15 protein-coding genes are annotated in these 16,791 nt (G+C 51.1%); 7 read left to right on the top strand and 8 right to left on the bottom strand.

Annotated elements, in window-relative coordinates; genetic code table 11:
- The first annotated feature begins 33 nt into the window (after positions 1-33).
- Positions 34-951, top strand: coding sequence for a polyphosphate kinase 2 (gene ppk2 / locus ABDK74_RS11570; RefSeq protein WP_194255289.1), 918 nt, complete (start codon positions 34-36; stop codon positions 949-951).
- 61 nt (positions 952-1,012) lie between these two features.
- Here the strand turns inward: ppk2 and ABDK74_RS11565 are convergent, their stop codons facing one another.
- Positions 1,013-2,158 (bottom strand): acyltransferase, encoded by a 1,146-nt coding sequence (locus ABDK74_RS11565; RefSeq protein WP_346003907.1) that lies wholly within the window; start codon positions 2,156-2,158, stop codon positions 1,013-1,015.
- A gap of 116 nt (positions 2,159-2,274) precedes the next feature.
- On the bottom strand, positions 2,275-3,618 hold the full coding sequence (locus ABDK74_RS11560; RefSeq protein WP_346003906.1) for a hypothetical protein: 1,344 nt from the start codon (positions 3,616-3,618) through the stop codon (positions 2,275-2,277).
- A gap of 397 nt (positions 3,619-4,015) precedes the next feature.
- Between ABDK74_RS11560 and ABDK74_RS11555 the strand changes: the two genes are divergently transcribed.
- From ABDK74_RS11555 to ABDK74_RS11545, 3 genes are all read left to right on the top strand, one after another.
- Positions 4,016-5,080 (top strand): glycosyltransferase family 4 protein, encoded by a 1,065-nt coding sequence (locus ABDK74_RS11555; RefSeq protein WP_346003905.1) that lies wholly within the window; start codon positions 4,016-4,018, stop codon positions 5,078-5,080.
- Between the two features lie 115 nt (positions 5,081-5,195).
- Complete coding sequence (locus ABDK74_RS11550; RefSeq protein WP_346003904.1) at positions 5,196-6,035, top strand: oligosaccharide flippase family protein; 840 nt, start codon at positions 5,196-5,198, stop codon at positions 6,033-6,035.
- Positions 6,032-6,346: a hypothetical protein gene (locus tag ABDK74_RS11545; protein WP_346003903.1), complete on the top strand. Its 315-nt coding sequence runs from the start codon at positions 6,032-6,034 to the stop codon at positions 6,344-6,346. The genes ABDK74_RS11550 and ABDK74_RS11545 overlap by 4 nt, the downstream gene beginning before the upstream one ends.
- 45 nt (positions 6,347-6,391) lie before the next feature.
- On the opposite strand, the gene ABDK74_RS11540 is transcribed toward ABDK74_RS11545, so the two are convergent.
- Genes ABDK74_RS11540 through ABDK74_RS11525 form a run of 4 tightly spaced genes read right to left on the bottom strand, consistent with a single transcriptional unit; the run spans position 6,392 to position 10,663 of the window.
- Complete coding sequence (locus ABDK74_RS11540; protein WP_346003902.1) at positions 6,392-7,459, bottom strand: tetratricopeptide repeat protein; 1,068 nt, start codon at positions 7,457-7,459, stop codon at positions 6,392-6,394.
- A 31-nt stretch (positions 7,460-7,490) separates the two neighbouring features.
- Entirely contained in the window at positions 7,491-8,117 is a 627-nt protein-coding gene (locus ABDK74_RS11535) for a phosphatase PAP2 family protein (RefSeq protein WP_346003901.1), read from the bottom strand.
- Positions 8,110-9,513 (bottom strand): hypothetical protein, encoded by a 1,404-nt coding sequence (locus tag ABDK74_RS11530; RefSeq protein WP_346003900.1) that lies wholly within the window; start codon positions 9,511-9,513, stop codon positions 8,110-8,112. The genes ABDK74_RS11535 and ABDK74_RS11530 overlap by 8 nt, the downstream gene beginning before the upstream one ends.
- 1 nt (position 9,514) lies before the next feature.
- Positions 9,515-10,663 carry a glycosyltransferase gene (locus ABDK74_RS11525; protein ID WP_346003899.1) on the bottom strand — a complete coding sequence of 383 codons (1,149 nt, stop codon included), beginning with the start codon at positions 10,661-10,663 and terminating at the stop codon, positions 9,515-9,517.
- Between ABDK74_RS11525 and ABDK74_RS11520 the strand changes: the two genes are divergently transcribed.
- On the top strand, positions 10,662-10,841 hold the full coding sequence (locus ABDK74_RS11520) for a hypothetical protein (protein ID WP_194255281.1): 180 nt from the start codon (positions 10,662-10,664) through the stop codon (positions 10,839-10,841). The genes ABDK74_RS11525 and ABDK74_RS11520 overlap by 2 nt on opposite strands.
- Positions 10,842-10,891: 50 nt before the next feature.
- Here ABDK74_RS11520 and ABDK74_RS11515 read toward each other — a convergent pair whose 3' ends face one another.
- Positions 10,892-11,464: a polysaccharide biosynthesis/export family protein gene (locus ABDK74_RS11515; protein WP_194255396.1), complete on the bottom strand. Its 573-nt coding sequence runs from the start codon at positions 11,462-11,464 to the stop codon at positions 10,892-10,894.
- Positions 11,465-11,495: 31 nt separating this feature from the next.
- Complete coding sequence (locus ABDK74_RS11510; protein WP_346003898.1) at positions 11,496-12,809, bottom strand: outer membrane beta-barrel protein; 1,314 nt, start codon at positions 12,807-12,809, stop codon at positions 11,496-11,498.
- 295 nt (positions 12,810-13,104) lie between these two features.
- On the opposite strand from ABDK74_RS11510, the gene wbaP reads away from it, so the two are divergent.
- Complete coding sequence (gene wbaP, locus ABDK74_RS11505; protein WP_346003897.1) at positions 13,105-14,592, top strand: undecaprenyl-phosphate galactose phosphotransferase WbaP; 1,488 nt, start codon at positions 13,105-13,107, stop codon at positions 14,590-14,592.
- 16 nt (positions 14,593-14,608) lie between these two features.
- Positions 14,609-16,786, top strand: a complete 2,178-nt coding sequence (locus ABDK74_RS11500; RefSeq protein ID WP_346003896.1) for a polysaccharide biosynthesis tyrosine autokinase — start codon at positions 14,609-14,611, stop codon at positions 16,784-16,786.
- Positions 16,787-16,791: the final 5 nt, after the last annotated feature.

Below are 16,791 nucleotides of genomic sequence, written 5' to 3'. Positions count from 1 at the left end.
GGCCTGTAAAGCCGGTGACAAAGGAACCCATTCATGACGCAGGACAACGATTTCGGCGGTCTCTCGCCAGACGAACAGGCTCGGGCGCGCATGCGCTACGAAATCATCGATGATCTGGATGAAGAATTCGAGCTCTCTCTGGAAGAAAACGAAGGCGAAGGTCTCGATCCTGCTGACCGTGAGTTCCGTCGTACCTATTTCCGCGAACTGATCCGCCTTCAGGGTGAACTCATCAAGCTGCAGGACTGGGTCAAGGCCAGCGGCGAGCGTATTGTGGTCCTCTTTGAAGGTCGGGACGCTGCTGGAAAAGGTGGTGCGATCAAGCGTATTACCCAACGTCTGAACCCACGGATCTGCCGCGTCGCAGCGCTTCCGGCACCGAATGACCGCGAGCGTACACAATGGTATTTCCAGCGTTATGCGGCCCACCTTCCCGCCGCGGGCGAAATCGTTCTCTTTGACCGCAGCTGGTACAACCGTGCTGGCGTTGAACGCGTCATGGGGTTCTGCACAGACGAAGAATATGAAGAATTCTTCCGCTCCGTTCCTGAGTTCGAGCGCATGCTGGTCCGGAGTGGCATCCGGGTCATAAAATTCTGGTTTTCAATTACGGACGAAGAACAGGAATCCCGTTTCCGCGCCCGGATCGAAGACCCGCTGAAGCAGTGGAAACTCAGCCCGATGGATCTTGAAAGCCGCCGTCGTTGGGAGAGCTACACGCTGGCCAAGGAAGTCATGTTGGAACGCTCCAGCATCCCCGAAGCGCCATGGTGGGTCGTCCCCGCCGTTGACAAGAAACGCGCGCGCCTGAACTGCATCGCCCATTTCCTGTCTCTCGTGCCTTATGAGCCCGTCAGCCGTACAGAGGTGATTCTCCCGGAGCGCGTGTTTCATCCGGATTATGAACGCGAACCCACCCCCGAGACCATGCTCGTCCCCGAGCGCTACTAAAGACCACACGCTCTCTTCCCGTTCAGTCAGACGGGAAGAGAATGCGCCTGATTTTCGTTATTCATCCCCGAGCAAGAGCAGCCCTAACGTGGCGCTGAAGGCTTTTCCCAAGATCATTGAAAGGAATTTCAATGAAACGATAGGAAAAATAAGACGCCCCCAAAGATATGGCGAGAACCGGAACCAGCATCAGGAGCATCTGTGTCGGAAGCGAATACGGAACTAGAAAATGCGCCATCAGCCGCGCAACAACGACAATAACCAGAAAATGAACGAGATATATTCCAAAGGAAATATCTCCAAGCCACACCAGCCAGCGTGCTGAAAGAAGTCGGGCCATATGGTTCTTCGTCGCCAGACCATAAATGATGAAGGCGGCAAAAATGGCTTCGACAAGACTGCGGAGTGGATCGTTGAATGGCAGATCAACCTGACCTGTCACTACTTCCACCATCTTCCAGGTACACACAAGCCCGATGACCGCAGCGTAAAAAAAGAGGTCGGAATACCGTTTGGTATAAGACTGTAAAATCCTGAAGGTCAGAATCCCAATAACAAAATCGACTGCATAAAGGACAGGAAGACTTTTCCCACCACCATCGGCCGCAAGAAACGACAATACTGCTGCAATGACGAATGTTAATGCGGCAAGCCAGAGACGTCCGGTGCAGGCTTTGACAAGAAATGGCAATATTAATGCCACCAGCAATTCACAGGCGATTGTCCAGTTCTGGGGAACGAGAGCACTGTTCATACCAACGAAGCATCTGGCCAGAATCGAGGCCGACAGTGGCACGTCGTGCGCCAGCAACCCTTCGAACCAAGAGTTGGCAAATGGCACTTTCCATGTCGAAAAAGCCGATTTCACATAGAAGAACGAAAAAGCCGTTACGACTGCAAGCAGCGGCACAATGCGAAAAAAACGCCGCACGTAAAATCCGGCAAGCTCACTCACACTTGTGGGTTTATTGAAAAAAGAAGGAGACAATACAAAGCCGCTCAGAACAAAAAATACGACAACGGCAGCTTGTGAATTGAAAAAGATATTTTGGTACGCAAGCCAGAAGGTTTCGCCTCCCGGAAAGCAACGAACATAATGCCGCATCAATACGGTTAAGGATGCAATACCCCGCAATGATTGCAGGGACGGGATATGATCCCCAGAAGGTCTATTCAAACGGGCGGTCTCGTGCGTCCTGTCAGACATTCTGTTTGTTTTTCCTGAAACGATTTTGTTTCCAACATTAATACTGGAAACAAAAAAGAAGCACCCATTGCCGGGTGCTTCTTCTCAATTCCTGAATCTACTGATCGCCGAAGCGATTAGCAGCCCCAGGGTGACGGGTTGTGGATCACAGGTGTCTGGGAATGCGACGAAGACTGTCCCGATGAGGAGAAGCAGCCATGTGAACCGCTCTGCTGACCCCAGTTGGAAGAGCAGTTCCAAGCACTACCGGCCTGAGCGGAGTTTCCACCATGCCAGTTGCTGCCACCACAGTTGCTCGGCTGCCAGCCCTTGCAGGACGAGAAGGCGCTGTTCCAAGAAGAAATGATCTGCTGCATGGAAGACGAGTAATCACACCCACCAGATCCCCAACCCCAGCCCCAGCTGGTGCCATGATCGCCACAACCCGTGCTGGAGCCGTTATGACCGTTCCAACCCGAGTGGCCATTCCAGCCTGAGTGACCATCGTGGCCGTTCCAGCCCGAATGACCGTCGTGACCATTCCAACCCGAGTGACCATCGTGGCCGTTCCAGCCGCAGTGGCCGTCGTGGTCACCCCAATGGCCACCGTGACCACCACAATGGTCGCCAGAGTTACCACTGTTCGCGGATGTGTCAGAAATAAGATAATTACCGCTCTTATCCTGCGTAATCGCGAGCTTACCCGGCGTGTAACCGGAAGCCATCGTGACGCTGTTCAGGGTAAGTGTGTGATTATCGCTTTCCTGTACAACAAGGCTGTAGCTACCATCGGCGTTCTTGGTATACGACGCGGAAAGCGGCGTTTCACCGGTATTCGCCGTAATACCGAACTGGGTCTTATCAGAAACACCCGAGAATTTGGTGTCGACCGCTTTGTCCGAACCATTGAGGAAAAACTGTTCGCTCGACTTGGAGTCGAAGGAAACAGACACGCCCGTTGTCAGGAAGCCCGTGTACATCGAGCTGTTTCCAGAGAGCGTAATGTGCATCGAATTTTCGACGTTGATGCTAGCCGTCTGGCTGCCAAACGTGGAATTAATCAGATTCACAGTACCGTCGCCATTCAGGCGCGAACCAGCTCCCATAAAAACATTGCTACGATTGTTTTCAATGGTGAGGGTACCGCTCATGACATTAATGTCGCCGAGCTGAACTGCCGAAGGCGTGTCGATGACGATGGAGCCGTACTGAAAAACCTGGAAAGCGCTGGTCGAGAAGACAGGAGAGCTTTCGCTGGACTGGCAGGAAGATGCCGTGATGTCGAGCGTGCCGTACCCACCGATTGTCAGGCTAGGAACAGCCGTCGCACTCGGTGCGCAAGCTACGGCTTCAACCGTGGCGGTGGAGCTCGTTCCAGAAATGGTAACGTCATGATATGTCGTCGGAGACGCACCGGTCGACCAGTTCTTGACGTTATAAAAGTCGCCGCTAGTGCCACCAGTCCAATAAGTCGAAGCCATGTCACAATTATCCTGCATAATCGGGAGCAATCCCGACGTATTATAAATCAACCTATACGCACCGAATTGTTTATCCGTGCATTTTTAGATCGAATAATATGCGCCTATTCGCACACAGGGAGAATTTTTTCTCATTAATAAGACGTTAAAGCATTTTTTATTATCTCTGGTCTTTAGCTGAACGGAGATCGAGCACAGATTCGCTTAAAGGTGGCTCTTTCTCACACCGGCCAACTCAAAGAATCCTCCAAGAAAAAGACCAAATGATCTTTGGTGCCTCGTTCTTTCGTTAAAATATGATTAATTCTATTCTATGTTTAGTTATTAATTTATATTTCATTAACGATTAGGAAATACGTGGTAAACAAATGGAATATTATCAATTACTAGAAATCCGATGCGCATTCTTCATCTTTCCAATCACTGCCGTTTTGCCAATGGCAACGTGCATGCCGCTGTTGACATTGCCTGCGAGCAAACCGCCAAGGGACATACCGTCGCATTCGGTAGTTCTGGCGGGTACTTCGAGCCTCTCCTGAAGAAAAATGGAGTTGTTCTGATCGATGTGCCACAGGAAGCAATGACAGTTCGGAAGGGAATCAAGACGTTCTTTTCTATATGGAAAGTCATCCGTGAATTCCGACCGGATGTGATTCATGCCCACATGATGACCGGTGCAGTGCTCGCCAAACCCTGGACGTGTCTCTTTGGAATTCCGCTTGTAACGACGGTTCATAACTCTTTTGACTGGCATGCCATCCTCATGGGATTGGGAGACCGCGTCATTGGGGTCAGTCGCGCTGTATCGGAAGAAATGATCCGCCGTCACGTTCCCAGATCCCGTGTGAGAACTGTACTGAATGGCACGCGCAATGCTGTACGCCGTAAGGAATGGCCAGATCAAAATCTTGATCTTCCACGACCCAACCTGATTTCAGTGGGCGGCCTCCACCCGCGCAAGGGGATTTCCACCCTGCTGGACGCTTTTGAGATGATATGGCGCAGTCATCCTGAAACAACTTTGAACATTCTGGGAGACGGCCCCTACAGAGAGCAGTACGAAAAGCAGGCTGCGGCTCTGGAGGGAGGCGCCAACATCCTGTTCCGTGGGGCTTTGCCAGATACGGGATCATGGCTGAACGCATCGGATATTTTTGTTCTGCCGTCCCTGCGTGAACCTTTTGGATTGGTCATCTGCGAAGCACGTGAAGCAGGCTGCGCCATCGTAGCAACCGATGTAGACGGTGTGCCAGAAGTCTGCAGCGTCGGGAATGCCGGCCTGCTTGTACCCCCGCAAGACGCACCAGCTCTTGCCCAAGCGGTGTTATCACTCCTAGATAATCCAGACCTTCTGGCTCAACAGAAAGCAGCCTCGCTCCGCCACATAGAATTTTTCGATATCAGCCGTGTCTGCGACCAGACGATGGATGTGTATCGCGAAGTCATCAAACAGCGCAGATGAAAGGCTCAGGCAGATTTGCCCCAAATGAAGACGGGCAATAAGAATTTTATATTTCAGGGCATGGAACAAACGGCCTGAAAGAAATAATCTTGAAACCTGAACATGTTCTGGACTGGTGCCACCCTTAGCCGGGGTGGCTGCGTTGAAGGGTTGGCGTACTTTCGTGACTAATAGCCTCGAACCGGAAAATGCCCCGATCCCGGAGCAGGAAGCATTTACCAATGTCGGCGCAAAAGCGGCCCGTGGAGCGGCTTTTCTTGTCGGTGCCAAGCTACTGGGCCGTTTCCTGGATTTTGTGTCGCTTGTTGTTCTGACACATCTTCTGCTGCCAGCTGATTTTGGTGTGGTATCCCTGGCCATGTCCGTCATTTATCTGACAGAAGCCATTTTCGAACTCCCGTTGTCCCAGGCGCTGGTTGTTCTGGAGACCATAGACAAAGACCATCTCGACACGGCATTTACGCTTAGTTTCCTACGCGGCTCCACTATTTGTGTCCTTGTCTTCCTCATTTCCTTACCGTTTTCCATTTTATACCATGATGCCCGACTCTTCCCGCTGCTCATGGCGCTTAGTCTGGCACCTGCGCTGCGCGGAATGCAGAGCCCAGGTTTGGCGCTTTATGCAAAACGTCTTGATTTTTCGCGCGAATGTATCATCGATTTTCTTGGAAAATTCGGCGCTCTGATCGTTGCTGTCTTTGTGGCTGTCACAACGCGCTCTTACTGGGCCGTTGCTGCAGCGACGATTACGAGTACTGCTTTTGGAATGATCGTTTCTTATGTGATCTCTCCATACAAACCGCATTTTACGCTGTCGCGATGGAGCGATTTCAGAAATTTTCTCGGTTGGAGCAGTGGCGGTCAGATCGTCAGTGCCATCAACTGGCAATATGATCGTCTCCTTCTGGAGCGCTTGGTGCGTGCTGGGGGCGTATCTGTGTCGCGTTCATCATGATGCTTATCTATCTCTCGACCACCAAGACGCTGATCAAAGTCTCTTATAGCGCGGTCATTTTTCAAAACTGGCGAACCTGCCTGGCCGGCATCGTCTCATGGCTCAGCATAGAAAGCATCAAATGGTATCTCCTGCCATCTTCATGGCCAGGCATTGTAAAATTTTTCATCCTCGGCACCACCGGGCTCATGGCCTATGTCTTCGCACTGCTCGCACTCTGGGCATTGAACAGCAAAAAACCTGGGTCCGTAGAAGCCAAGGTCGTCGGAATATGCATGTCGAAACTAGGAAAAAACCGCGCCGCGATTTAGCGCAGGCGCACCCGACAGACAGACCTCTATCACTGTCGTTCTGACTTACCGGAGACGTTGCAGGAGTTCTTTCGCAGCAGCGTTTCCGCGCGATGCTGCAAAATCCAGAAGCTTCCGTGCTTCCGCAGGATCAGCAGCACATCCCATCCCATTATAAAGTAACTGAGCCAGCGTTAGCGCAGACCCTGCATGCCCGGACTGTACAGCCCGGCGATACCAGGAATGAGCTTCCGGAAAATTGGGCGTCACCCCATCCCCCTGAAGGTTGATATCCCCAACCAGTGCGATCGCTTCAATTTCTCCACCCTGCGCGGCCTTGCGTAACCATGTCTCGGCTTTGGAAACATCGCGCTCCACGCCCCGTCCCTGATAATAGGCGATCCCAACCTTCATCTGCGCCCCGGGTCGACCTTTTTCGGCAGCTTTCATGAAATGATCGAAGGCCTGAGTGTCTTTTCCGCCTTCATATTCCAGAACAGTCCCAAGGGTCAGTTCAGCATCCGCAAGACCTCCCTGCGCGGCCTTGCGAATATAGACTAATCCATGCTCGCGCTCCGTAGCGTTTTGCGCAGTTCCGAGCAAATCGAGACCATAACCATAAAGACCTTGCACGCTACCTGCCTCGGCGGCCCTGCGGTAAAGTTTCCGTCCTTTTTCCGGATCGCGCAGGCTGTCAGGCCCCTGCATCAGGAGATGAGCCATCATTGCCATGCCGTCCGCATCTCCACGGTCAACGGCCTTGGCCGTCCAGTGCAATGCGCCTTCATAATCAGGCTCATCCTGTTCGGGAATTCTTTCAAAAACTGTCGTACGACTTGCGGACGTGGGCCCCAGCCCCATGTAACACAACTGTGCCAGTTTATAGCACGCTTGTGCGTGGCCGTGGTCTGCGGCCTTCTGGAACCAGCGCAGAGCTTCCCCGGGATTTATGGGCACGTCTTTGTCCGCCAGATAAAGCTCTCCCAGAGCGAACTGGGCCTCCGCATTTCCTGACGTCGCCAAAGTATGCAACTGCCTGAGTCCCTGCCTGACCTTTCCGCTCTCCAGCAGTCTCTTCGCGCTTTGCAGCTTTGCCTCGGGCCTGAGAAATAACGGGAAGCCGAGTTTACTCATGGTACTTTTCCAGATTTGAACAAAAACAGGGTTAGGCGACTTGAAGTGTTACAGGACAGTGCCTGAATGGTGCAACAAACCGATGTGAAAAATATTCGAGCCATACTTCTGCTGGAGAACGTAAACCGTGCAATGACAATGCAACGATCAGAACTGCTGCAAAGAACATTACCACTGACCATTCGGGCTGTTTTTTTTGTAAGGACGTCTGCATTTCCCGATATCGTGCGAGCACAAGCAACAAAACGCCCAGCAGCCCTACTGCAGCACCAACACAAACCTCGACAATGGAATGTACATGCAGCCAAACACGTGCAGCGCCAGCGAGCAGTGCAATCCCCAGAGCCACCACAAAACCCGTCATCGGCAATCGACCAAACAGCACAAGCATGCTGCCATAAACGAACGTCGTACCTGCTGTATGCCCACTTGGACTGTAAAGATTCTGGCCCGGAATTCGGCCGCATGCCTCAAACCGTAATTTGAGGACCAGCATTGCACCAAACACCAAGATTACCAGAGCCAGCCACTGAAAAAATATTTTCCGCCGTCCCTGCACGATCAGCAGAAAGCTACTCAGAGCCATCACTGGCCACAGGATATTTTCGTCTCCGAAGTCACTGAAAAATCCGATGACACTTACGAGGCCGTCAGGCACGCACCCGCTTTCCCGTTTTGGTCTGAAGGCGAATCAACGCCGATACCAGCATGGCCAGCAACACATAAAAATCCATCGTGCCCAGAACTGGCCCTGAAATAAGCGTTGCTACGGTTCGTCCGAGCAACGCCGTGAATGTCGCCTCAATGATCCAGGCATCAAATGATCGCTCGCTCGCCGCAGCCTTGAGGGTGCGATATATTTTCAGAAACAGGCTTCCATTCCAAATAACGAGAAGCAGAACACCCACAATACCTATCGTCGCCAAGAACCCGGGAAGAAGACTGGAGGACCGGTCGCTTCCCCAACCGGTACCAAGACCATAGGTGTCAAACGCGAGCTGGTAAGAGTCAGCATCCTTCTGGGTGCGTTCTTCATAAGAGGCTGACTGTTTTTTGTCCTGCGTTTCCAGCATGACTTCTGCTGCCGCCTTAATGACATCGGGAGCAAAAGCTGTCAGAGCCAGCGTGGTTACACCCATACACAGTATTCCACCTGCAATGAACATCATCAGGCGCCGAAACAGTCGCCTCTCACGACTCAACACGGCATAAATGAGCAACAGACCCAGCCCGATCAGCATAGCAATATAACCTGTGGTTGACGTCGTCATCAACAAACACACAGTGCTAAGAAAAATCATCAATCGTGTTGCCCAGTTTCCATATCCTCTCAGGGTAGACCATACTGTTGAATAAAGCGTCCCTATAAGAAAGGTCGCACAGGCCGAGGGTTCGGAGAAAGTGGCATTAATGCGCGGTACCGGGCCGCTCATCTGCTCATCCAGCACTGCCCAACCGGGATTGGAATAGAAAAATTCTTTTGGAAATGGAATACTTCCTACCAAACGATGCGCCATCTCCCAAAAACCGACCACACACGCCAGAGCAGCTCCAACCAGATAGGCGTTATAAAGCCGTCGCGGGTCTGACTCACGACGGGTTAGAAAAAAAACAGTCATGACAAACATGATAAGATTGAGAATCAGGTAACAATCCTGGGTCATGTTTCCGCGTGTGGGCGAGAGCGGCACTCGAGCCGCTACATCGTCAAGTTTTTGTGGCCAGACCAGAACTACCCCTTCGAACAACCGGGGCAGTAAAATAGAACCAAGTAGCGCCCAGAAAAACGATAGAAAAAGCGGCATGCAGAACCTTAAGATCGGTCCGACTGCCAAGAACTTAACTCCCAGCACCAACTGAAGACTCATAAATGCAATAAACAACATACCAGGAGCCATAACAGGCTGTAGACCAAGTCCTCCCATCACCAAGACTGCCGCAGCCTGAAAGATACCTCCGACGAGGGTCAACTCCAGCAAACACTGCGGATTTTTCTTAAAAAAGAAAATGAAGCTGAGGGGCCAGAAAATCAGCCCCATCGCGGTCAGAGGCATGTCAGACCTTGTCGTTCGACCGGGAAGGCATGAACTCCCGCCATTGCTGCTCGACAAATGCCGTAAAGCGCGAACGGAACAAATCTTCTGAAAAACGGAGTGCATTCTGATGACACAGTTCGGGCGCCATATCCTGTTCATGCTCTTCGAATTTTTGAACAGCCGCGACAATGCTTTCCGCACTCTGGGTGTCAAAAAGAAGACCCGTCACGCCTGGCTGAACGATATCACATGCTCCCCCGCGACCATAGGCAATGACTGGCGTTCCAGCCGCCTGTGCCTCGACCAGAGAAATACCGAAATCTTCTTCACCCGCATAGACGAAGGCTCTGGCTCCCTCTAACGTCGACTGAAGCTCGGAATCAGAAACATGCCCTTTGATCGCGATATTGGGAGCATTTCCGGCCTTTTCACGAACAAGCTCCAGATCTGTTCCTCCGCCAATGACGATCAGTTTTCTTTCAGGCATGCTTCTGAAGGCTTCCACCACTAGATCAATCCGCTTGTAAGGCACCAGTCGCGAAACCACGACGTAATAGTCTTTCTTCTCCTGAGAAACCGAAAAACGCTCCAGATTGACGGGAGGAGGAATGACCGCAGCGTCACGACGCCATGTTTTCCGGATGCGACGGGCAATATAATGAGAGTTGGCGATAAACGCGTCCACCCCAGCTGCCGCACGGACATCCCAGTTCCTCAAACGGTGGAAAAGCCAGCGAATATAGAGACCGCGTAGTCCACGATGCAGCCCGCTCTGACGGAGATAGGTATTCTGAAAGTCCCATGCATAACGCATTGGTGAATGAACATAGGACACATGGAGCTGATCAGGGCCTGTAATAACTCCCTTTGCTACTGCATGATGACTGGAGATGACGATATCGAATCCAGCCAGGTCCCATTGCTCTACGGCGAGAGGCATCAAACCGAGATAATGTCTGAAAAGTTTACGCGCAAAGGGTAGTTTCTGAATGAATGAGGTCTGAATTTCGCGGCCGCCGAGTCGTGCTCGATCTTTCGGAGATAAAAAATCCACAACGGCAAAGATTTTCGCATCCGGGTAACACTTAATTAATTGCTCGATGACAAGCTCAGAGCCGGCCCAATTTTCAAGCCATTCATGTACGATCGCAACTCGGATGGATTTCATGTCTCTTTTTTCTCATTCTGCTGCCATCGAACGCCAGTCCATGGCAGGTGCCTGCATTCATTCAACGAAACCCGCTTCGGCAGAAGATAAATCGCCAATCGCGGGTAGCGGAATTGGCCTTGCAGCGTTTCTGGGAACATTCTTCTGGATTGCTGGCGGCTACTGGCTCTTTTCCTGAGCATTGCCACTGGATAGCAACACTCCGACTAGAGAATCAGATCTTCGGCATCAGAAATGCCGTTCATAGACCTTGATGACATCCCCCGGCTTGACGAAATTCTGGGGATAAAGCAGTCCGGCGACCGTGTAGCCTCCCTCCTGACGGATTGTGTACGCGTATTTTTCCCAAGAACGGTATGTAAAACCCCCAGCGGCAGCAACGGCTGAAAGCATCGTCATACCCGGCTGATATGCATATTGTCCCGGATGTTCGACTTCGCCAATTATCGAAATCAAACGATAAGCCGTAACCTGAACCGCGATCTTTGCATCCCGTAGAATGGCTTTCTGACGCAGAGCCGCCGTAACCTGCTGCCCAAGCTGCTCCGTCGTCAGACCGGACGCATGAACATTGCCAAGCAACGGGACATCAATGTTACCTGCACTATCGATTCGAAAATCAGAGGTTAACTGGTCCTGACCGTATGTTATCAGGCGCACCTCATCATCAGTCCCGAGATGATATTGCACTGGATCGTATACAGGCACCGGAGAGAGACCGGCACCTGGACTACAGGCAGCCAGAGCAATGCCCGATACAGGGAAAAGGATATATTTTCGCAGGCTCTGCAACAACGGCATCCAAGATTTTTTTGTCATGATGAGAACTTTATCATAATTGATATTTCACGCTTATCATAGCCATGTCGATACTGTATCGGCTGCTTCCTACAGCATTAGCATTTCGATAGACGTTAGATGCCTCAAGAGAAAAATGCTGGTTCAGCGCCCAATTAACGCCAACAGTAAAATTGGCGCTCAACTGTGATGTCATTGTCTGATCCAGCGGGGTGTTCTGGAAAATAGCTGGCGTTTGCCCGGCTCCACCCTGTTGAAGCTGAAACCCGGCATGCAGCACGATATTACGAGAATAGACCTGACGGATATCAATAGCGGCAGTAGTATAAATGAAACCGATTACGCTTTCAAACGCACTGTCAGCAATTCCACGCGATACTGTCAAAGAAACTCGCGTTAGGCGAGTGGGCGTCCATGTTCCACGAAGCTCCGCATAAAACGTATTGAGAGTTTTATAGGCTGAAACATTATAAGATCGATTCTGATACCCCCCCAACACACGAATGCTAAAAGGACCTGGCATTTCATAATCATAGCCCAGCAGGGCCGAAAATCCGTTAGAGTCCCGCGAGGGAAGATGAAACCGGTTATTAGAATACCGGATCTCAACACCTTGAGCTATCATTAATAGATCGCTGCCCTCCGCGAGGCTGTAACGCAGCCCAAGACCTTCGGAAAACAGCAATCGGTTACGATAAGACTGCTTCAGATAAATATTATCGCCTCCGAGATCCGTGAAAAGAAAACGTTTCATATCAAAATTTGGGATAACCGAGAGCCTGCCGTGCGTCTCAATCCTATCGTCCAGACTCAGATCTTCCACAAAATACGGGATAGGCTGATTGACGGCAAAAGCCCCCAGATCAGACGGCATCTGAGTCATCTTCTCATGACTCAAGCGGTATGAGATACGATGACGGCCAAGCTGTTCATATCCACGCAGAAACGCCGTCCAGTTGGTTTGATTCTGCAGTTTCCGCTCAGGATAATACTGTTCGCTGACCTTGGCGCCAAGATTGAGAAGCCTTCGACTTTGGGTCAATAATCCTTCAACGTCCGCATTGGTTACGCTGACCGCACTTGGCACCCCGCCCATCATCTGGTCGGCGTTGTTGGTATACCCGCCCCCTTCAGATACTTCCCCGTTAATCGCCCAAGGTCCATATCGCAAACCTTGTGATCCATATCGGCGATCTGTGTCCGATTGAAACGCATCGACAGAGAGACTGTCTTCAGCGCTCCCCAGAGCAGAGAGGTTCTGCGTCACAACCTGCGCATGGGCGACCCCGCTCAGAAACAAGGAAAGCTGCGATGCAATCCCTACTTCAAGCGCAAATAGCAGACGCAAACCGACCTTCTCACGACACACGAACATAAAACACCATCTAACAGAAAAAAAACCGCCCAGAAATGCTCCTGTTGAGCCAATAGGAAATTATATAAAATATATATGCTATGACGATTTATTAACTATTAATGCCGTAGACCCATATGTGATTTTATGCCAGTAATAACCTAGATTTCCCATAGATTAATATTCTTGCTTCCACTTGATTGTTCTTTAATGCCTGTTTTGTTAAGGGCTATTGAGGGGGAGGTAACACCGCTATCCTATTCGGTAGCTTCTTTAATGTAGAGAGCCGATGAGCCTGTTCCATTCTCCCTTCCCGCAAGACGCTCTCGCGATTTCTCCGGATGGAAGTTCGGCAAATACATCCAACTCTACTCGCTCTCGGTTAACATCCGATCGCTCGTCAAGAATTCTCCTGATTTTTCTTGTAAGCGACATAATCGCCATGTTTGTTTCTTTGCGGCTCGGCAGCTGGGTCGCGGCAATCATGCACAACATGTCGTCTGGATATCCGCCATTTCTGGATGTCGGCGTCAACGCCTCATATACGATGAGATCATTAATGCCGATCTGCATCGGCGTTTTGCTGTATATGTTTGCCAGCGGTGAATATCGTATACGATTTCCGTTTTGGAGCGAATTTGGGCGTCTGCTTACGGCTGCTTTCTGCGCCCTTCTGGCAACCGGATTTTGGGCATTCGCTTTTCAAATTCCCAGTCTGCGAATGGCGCTTCTTCTGCCTTGGATCATCTTTCCTTTTTTTGGAGAGTTCCTTAGACAATGTTGCCGACGCGTTCTGCATGCGCTTCGGTTGTGGCAAATCCCTACCGTTCTGATCGGTGATGCCGAGGAAACAACGCAGGTTCGTCATGTTCTGGCCAGCGAGACGCTGTCCAGCTACGAAGTCATTGGTGCTTTGAGCCCCGAAGTGGCAATGAATTCCCTTCTGGCTTCTGAGAATGCAAACGCTTCTTCGAGGCTTCAGTTTATTCTCTGCCTTGACCCAACCGCGCCACACTCGCGCGACATGATCGAATGGCTGACGCGTAGACGCGTTCCTTTTGCGTTAATCCCGCAAATTTCAGGGATGCCTACACATGGTCTTACGCAGTCGTCTTACTTCAGTCATGACACCATTATCCTGTCTTATAAAAGCAATCTGGAAAATCCCTTCCAGCGCAGACTTAAATTCACATTCGATTTTCTGGCAGCCCTCCTCCTTCTTATTCTTGCGTTGCCAGTCTATGTAATATTGTATGTCCTCATTTCTCTTGACGGTGGTCAGCCAATTTATGGTCATCGGCGTATTGGACAGAACGGCCGTGAGTTTAAGTGCCTGAAGTTTCGCTCAATGGCAAAAAATTCCGACGCAATACTGAAGCATTTATTGGAAACCAATCCTCTGGCCGCGACCGAATGGCAGGAAACCCAAAAACTGCGTAATGATCCCAGAATTACCCATGTGGGTCATTTCATCCGAAAGACAAGCCTTGATGAATTGCCCCAACTTCTGAATGTGTTGCGTGGTGATATGAGTTTGGTAGGACCGCGTCCGATTGTTCAGGCTGAAGTGCGTCACTACGGCGAAAACTTCGACTATTACAAAGCTATTCGGCCAGGAATTACAGGATTGTGGCAGGTCAGCGGTAGAAGTAATACCGGTTACGCAGAGCGTGTCCAACTCGATCGGTGGTATGTACGAAACTGGACTCTCTGGCACGATATCGCAATTCTTGCGAAAACCCTTCCAGCCGTTTTTCTGAGACGCGGCGCGCGGTGAGCAGGAAACATTACTTATGAGCCAGATTTCCAGTGCAATGCCCCAACAACACTATCCTCAGATGGACATAGGGCCTGCTCCCGAACAGGAGTTCGCAGGTTTCGGACGAATTTCATCCATTCTGCGCCAACATAGGCTTCTGATGTGCTGCGTGACAGGCGGCACGTTCCTGATGGGAGCCGCTGCCATTGCAACTCTCAAACCTTATTACGAATCTGTCGCTGAAATCGCGATCGGCGCCCGCGGTATGATTTCTCCATCAGAACTCAGTCCCTATGCTGATCGTGCTCTAGATCTGGTGGCGCTCAATACCCAGCTCGGCATTCTCAAAAGCCCGACTATTGCTCTGATGGTGACACAGCGATTGCACCTCGCTGACACGCCTGAATATGCCAAGGCCTTTAACCCTTCGTTTCTATCGCAGCTTAAAAAGCGGTTCGGGCTGGAGAAGCCTTCTGTTTCTCTCACCCCAAAACAGCGCGACGAAATCGCCTCGAGCATACTTATGGGGAAAGTGCACATCGCCAATGATGGTCGCTCGGCGATCATTGGAATTACAACACGATCTGCAGGACCCGAATTAGCGCCAGCTATCGCTAATGGTTACGTCAAAGCTTATCTTGATTTTGAACAACAAGCCAAAATTCAGGCCGCACGGAACGCAAGTGTTCTTCTGGAAGAACAGATTGCTCCTTTGCGAGAGAGATCAATTCAAGCGGAACAAGAAGTCTCACGCTACAGACAGGAACATAATCTACATTTGCTCGGAGACGATTCAGGAGGAGACTCTGGGCGTGCCGGCCGTATTACGCTGCCTTCTACGCCCAATGATCTCCATCTGACGCAGATGAATCATGAGCTTGGTGACGCAGAAGCAGATTTAGCGAGTAAGCAGGCGATTTATCATGAAGCGACGTCTAGCGGCAGCATTGGAACAATTACTGCGATTACGACTTCTCCGCTCATTCAAAATCTCAGGCTTCAGCAGGCTCAGGTCAATGCTCGCATTTCGACCTTGGCTGCCACGGCCCTCGACCAGAATCCAGAGCTGATCGCGGCACGTGCCCAAGCTGCTCGCATAGATGCTCAGATTTCCATTGAGAGCCAGAAGCTTTTACAAAATCTGCGCTACGAAGCCGAGACAGCACAGCAGCGCGTAAATGCCCTCAAAGAGCGCACAAACGCTCTTCAGCTAAATGTGACAGAAGAAGAGCATGCAGACATCCGACTTCGGCAGCTCGTCGGAGAAGCGACGGCAGCCCAGACTCTGTATCGGGACTATCTCTCACGTCTTGGTCAGATTTCAGCAGAAACAACCATACAGCAAGCGGAAGCCCGCCTCATAACACCAGCAAGCCAGCCCTTAGGGCCAGCTGGTCCTCCTAAAAAACAGTACGGTATACTTCTACTGTTGATTTCAGCAGGTTTGGGCGTTGGCGCAGCTCTGCTACGTGACCGCTCTCGCAGCAGTCTTCGAACGCTTGCAGAACTGGAGCAACAAACACGCCTACTTGGACTGGGCGCGCTCCCACGTTTCAGAGGCTCTCTACGGGAACAACTTACATCCGGAGACTCTCTCTATGGTCGGATGCTCAATTCCATGCGAGCCATCCTAACATTCGGCAATCCCTCAATCCGTACAAAAATCACGGTCATCACCTCTGCAGAAAGCGGTGAAGGGAAAACCACGCTCGCCATTTCACTGGCTGCAAGCATCGGAGCACTCGGCAAGCGGGCTCTTCTGATCGACTGTGACGCTCACCGTCCTAGCGTCCTGCTGGCTTTGGACCTCAGAGCGCACGAAGATGGTTTCGTTCACGACGCGCTCCCGGGGCTGGACATTTTTGTCGCCAGCCAAACAGGAGAACGCGGCGTACTGAATTTCGGGGCCTTGGGAGAATTTCTGGAGAAACACCGCGGTGAATACGATCAGATCATTATCGACACGCCACCCATTCTGAGCTTTCCCGAGGCGGGCGTTTTGGCGTCTTTTGCCGAAGGCGTCATCATCGCTGTCAAATGGCATCAAACATCTGCAAGTTCGGTGATCGAGACACAGAGAATATTACGGACACACCATGCAAATTGTCTGGGCGCGGTCCTTACATTCGTTGATATCGAAAACCTGCGACCTGAAGAAAGCCTCCGTATGGGAGAATATTCCCACTATCGCAAACTTGTATCTTCTTCGTAATGACC

This window comes from Gluconobacter sp. OJB (assembly GCF_039638275.1).
GTDB classification, from domain to species: Bacteria; Pseudomonadota; Alphaproteobacteria; order Acetobacterales; family Acetobacteraceae; genus Gluconobacter; species Gluconobacter cerevisiae.
The sequence above is the reverse complement of the archived record's forward strand: the minus strand, read 5'-3'. Positions and strand labels throughout refer to the sequence as shown.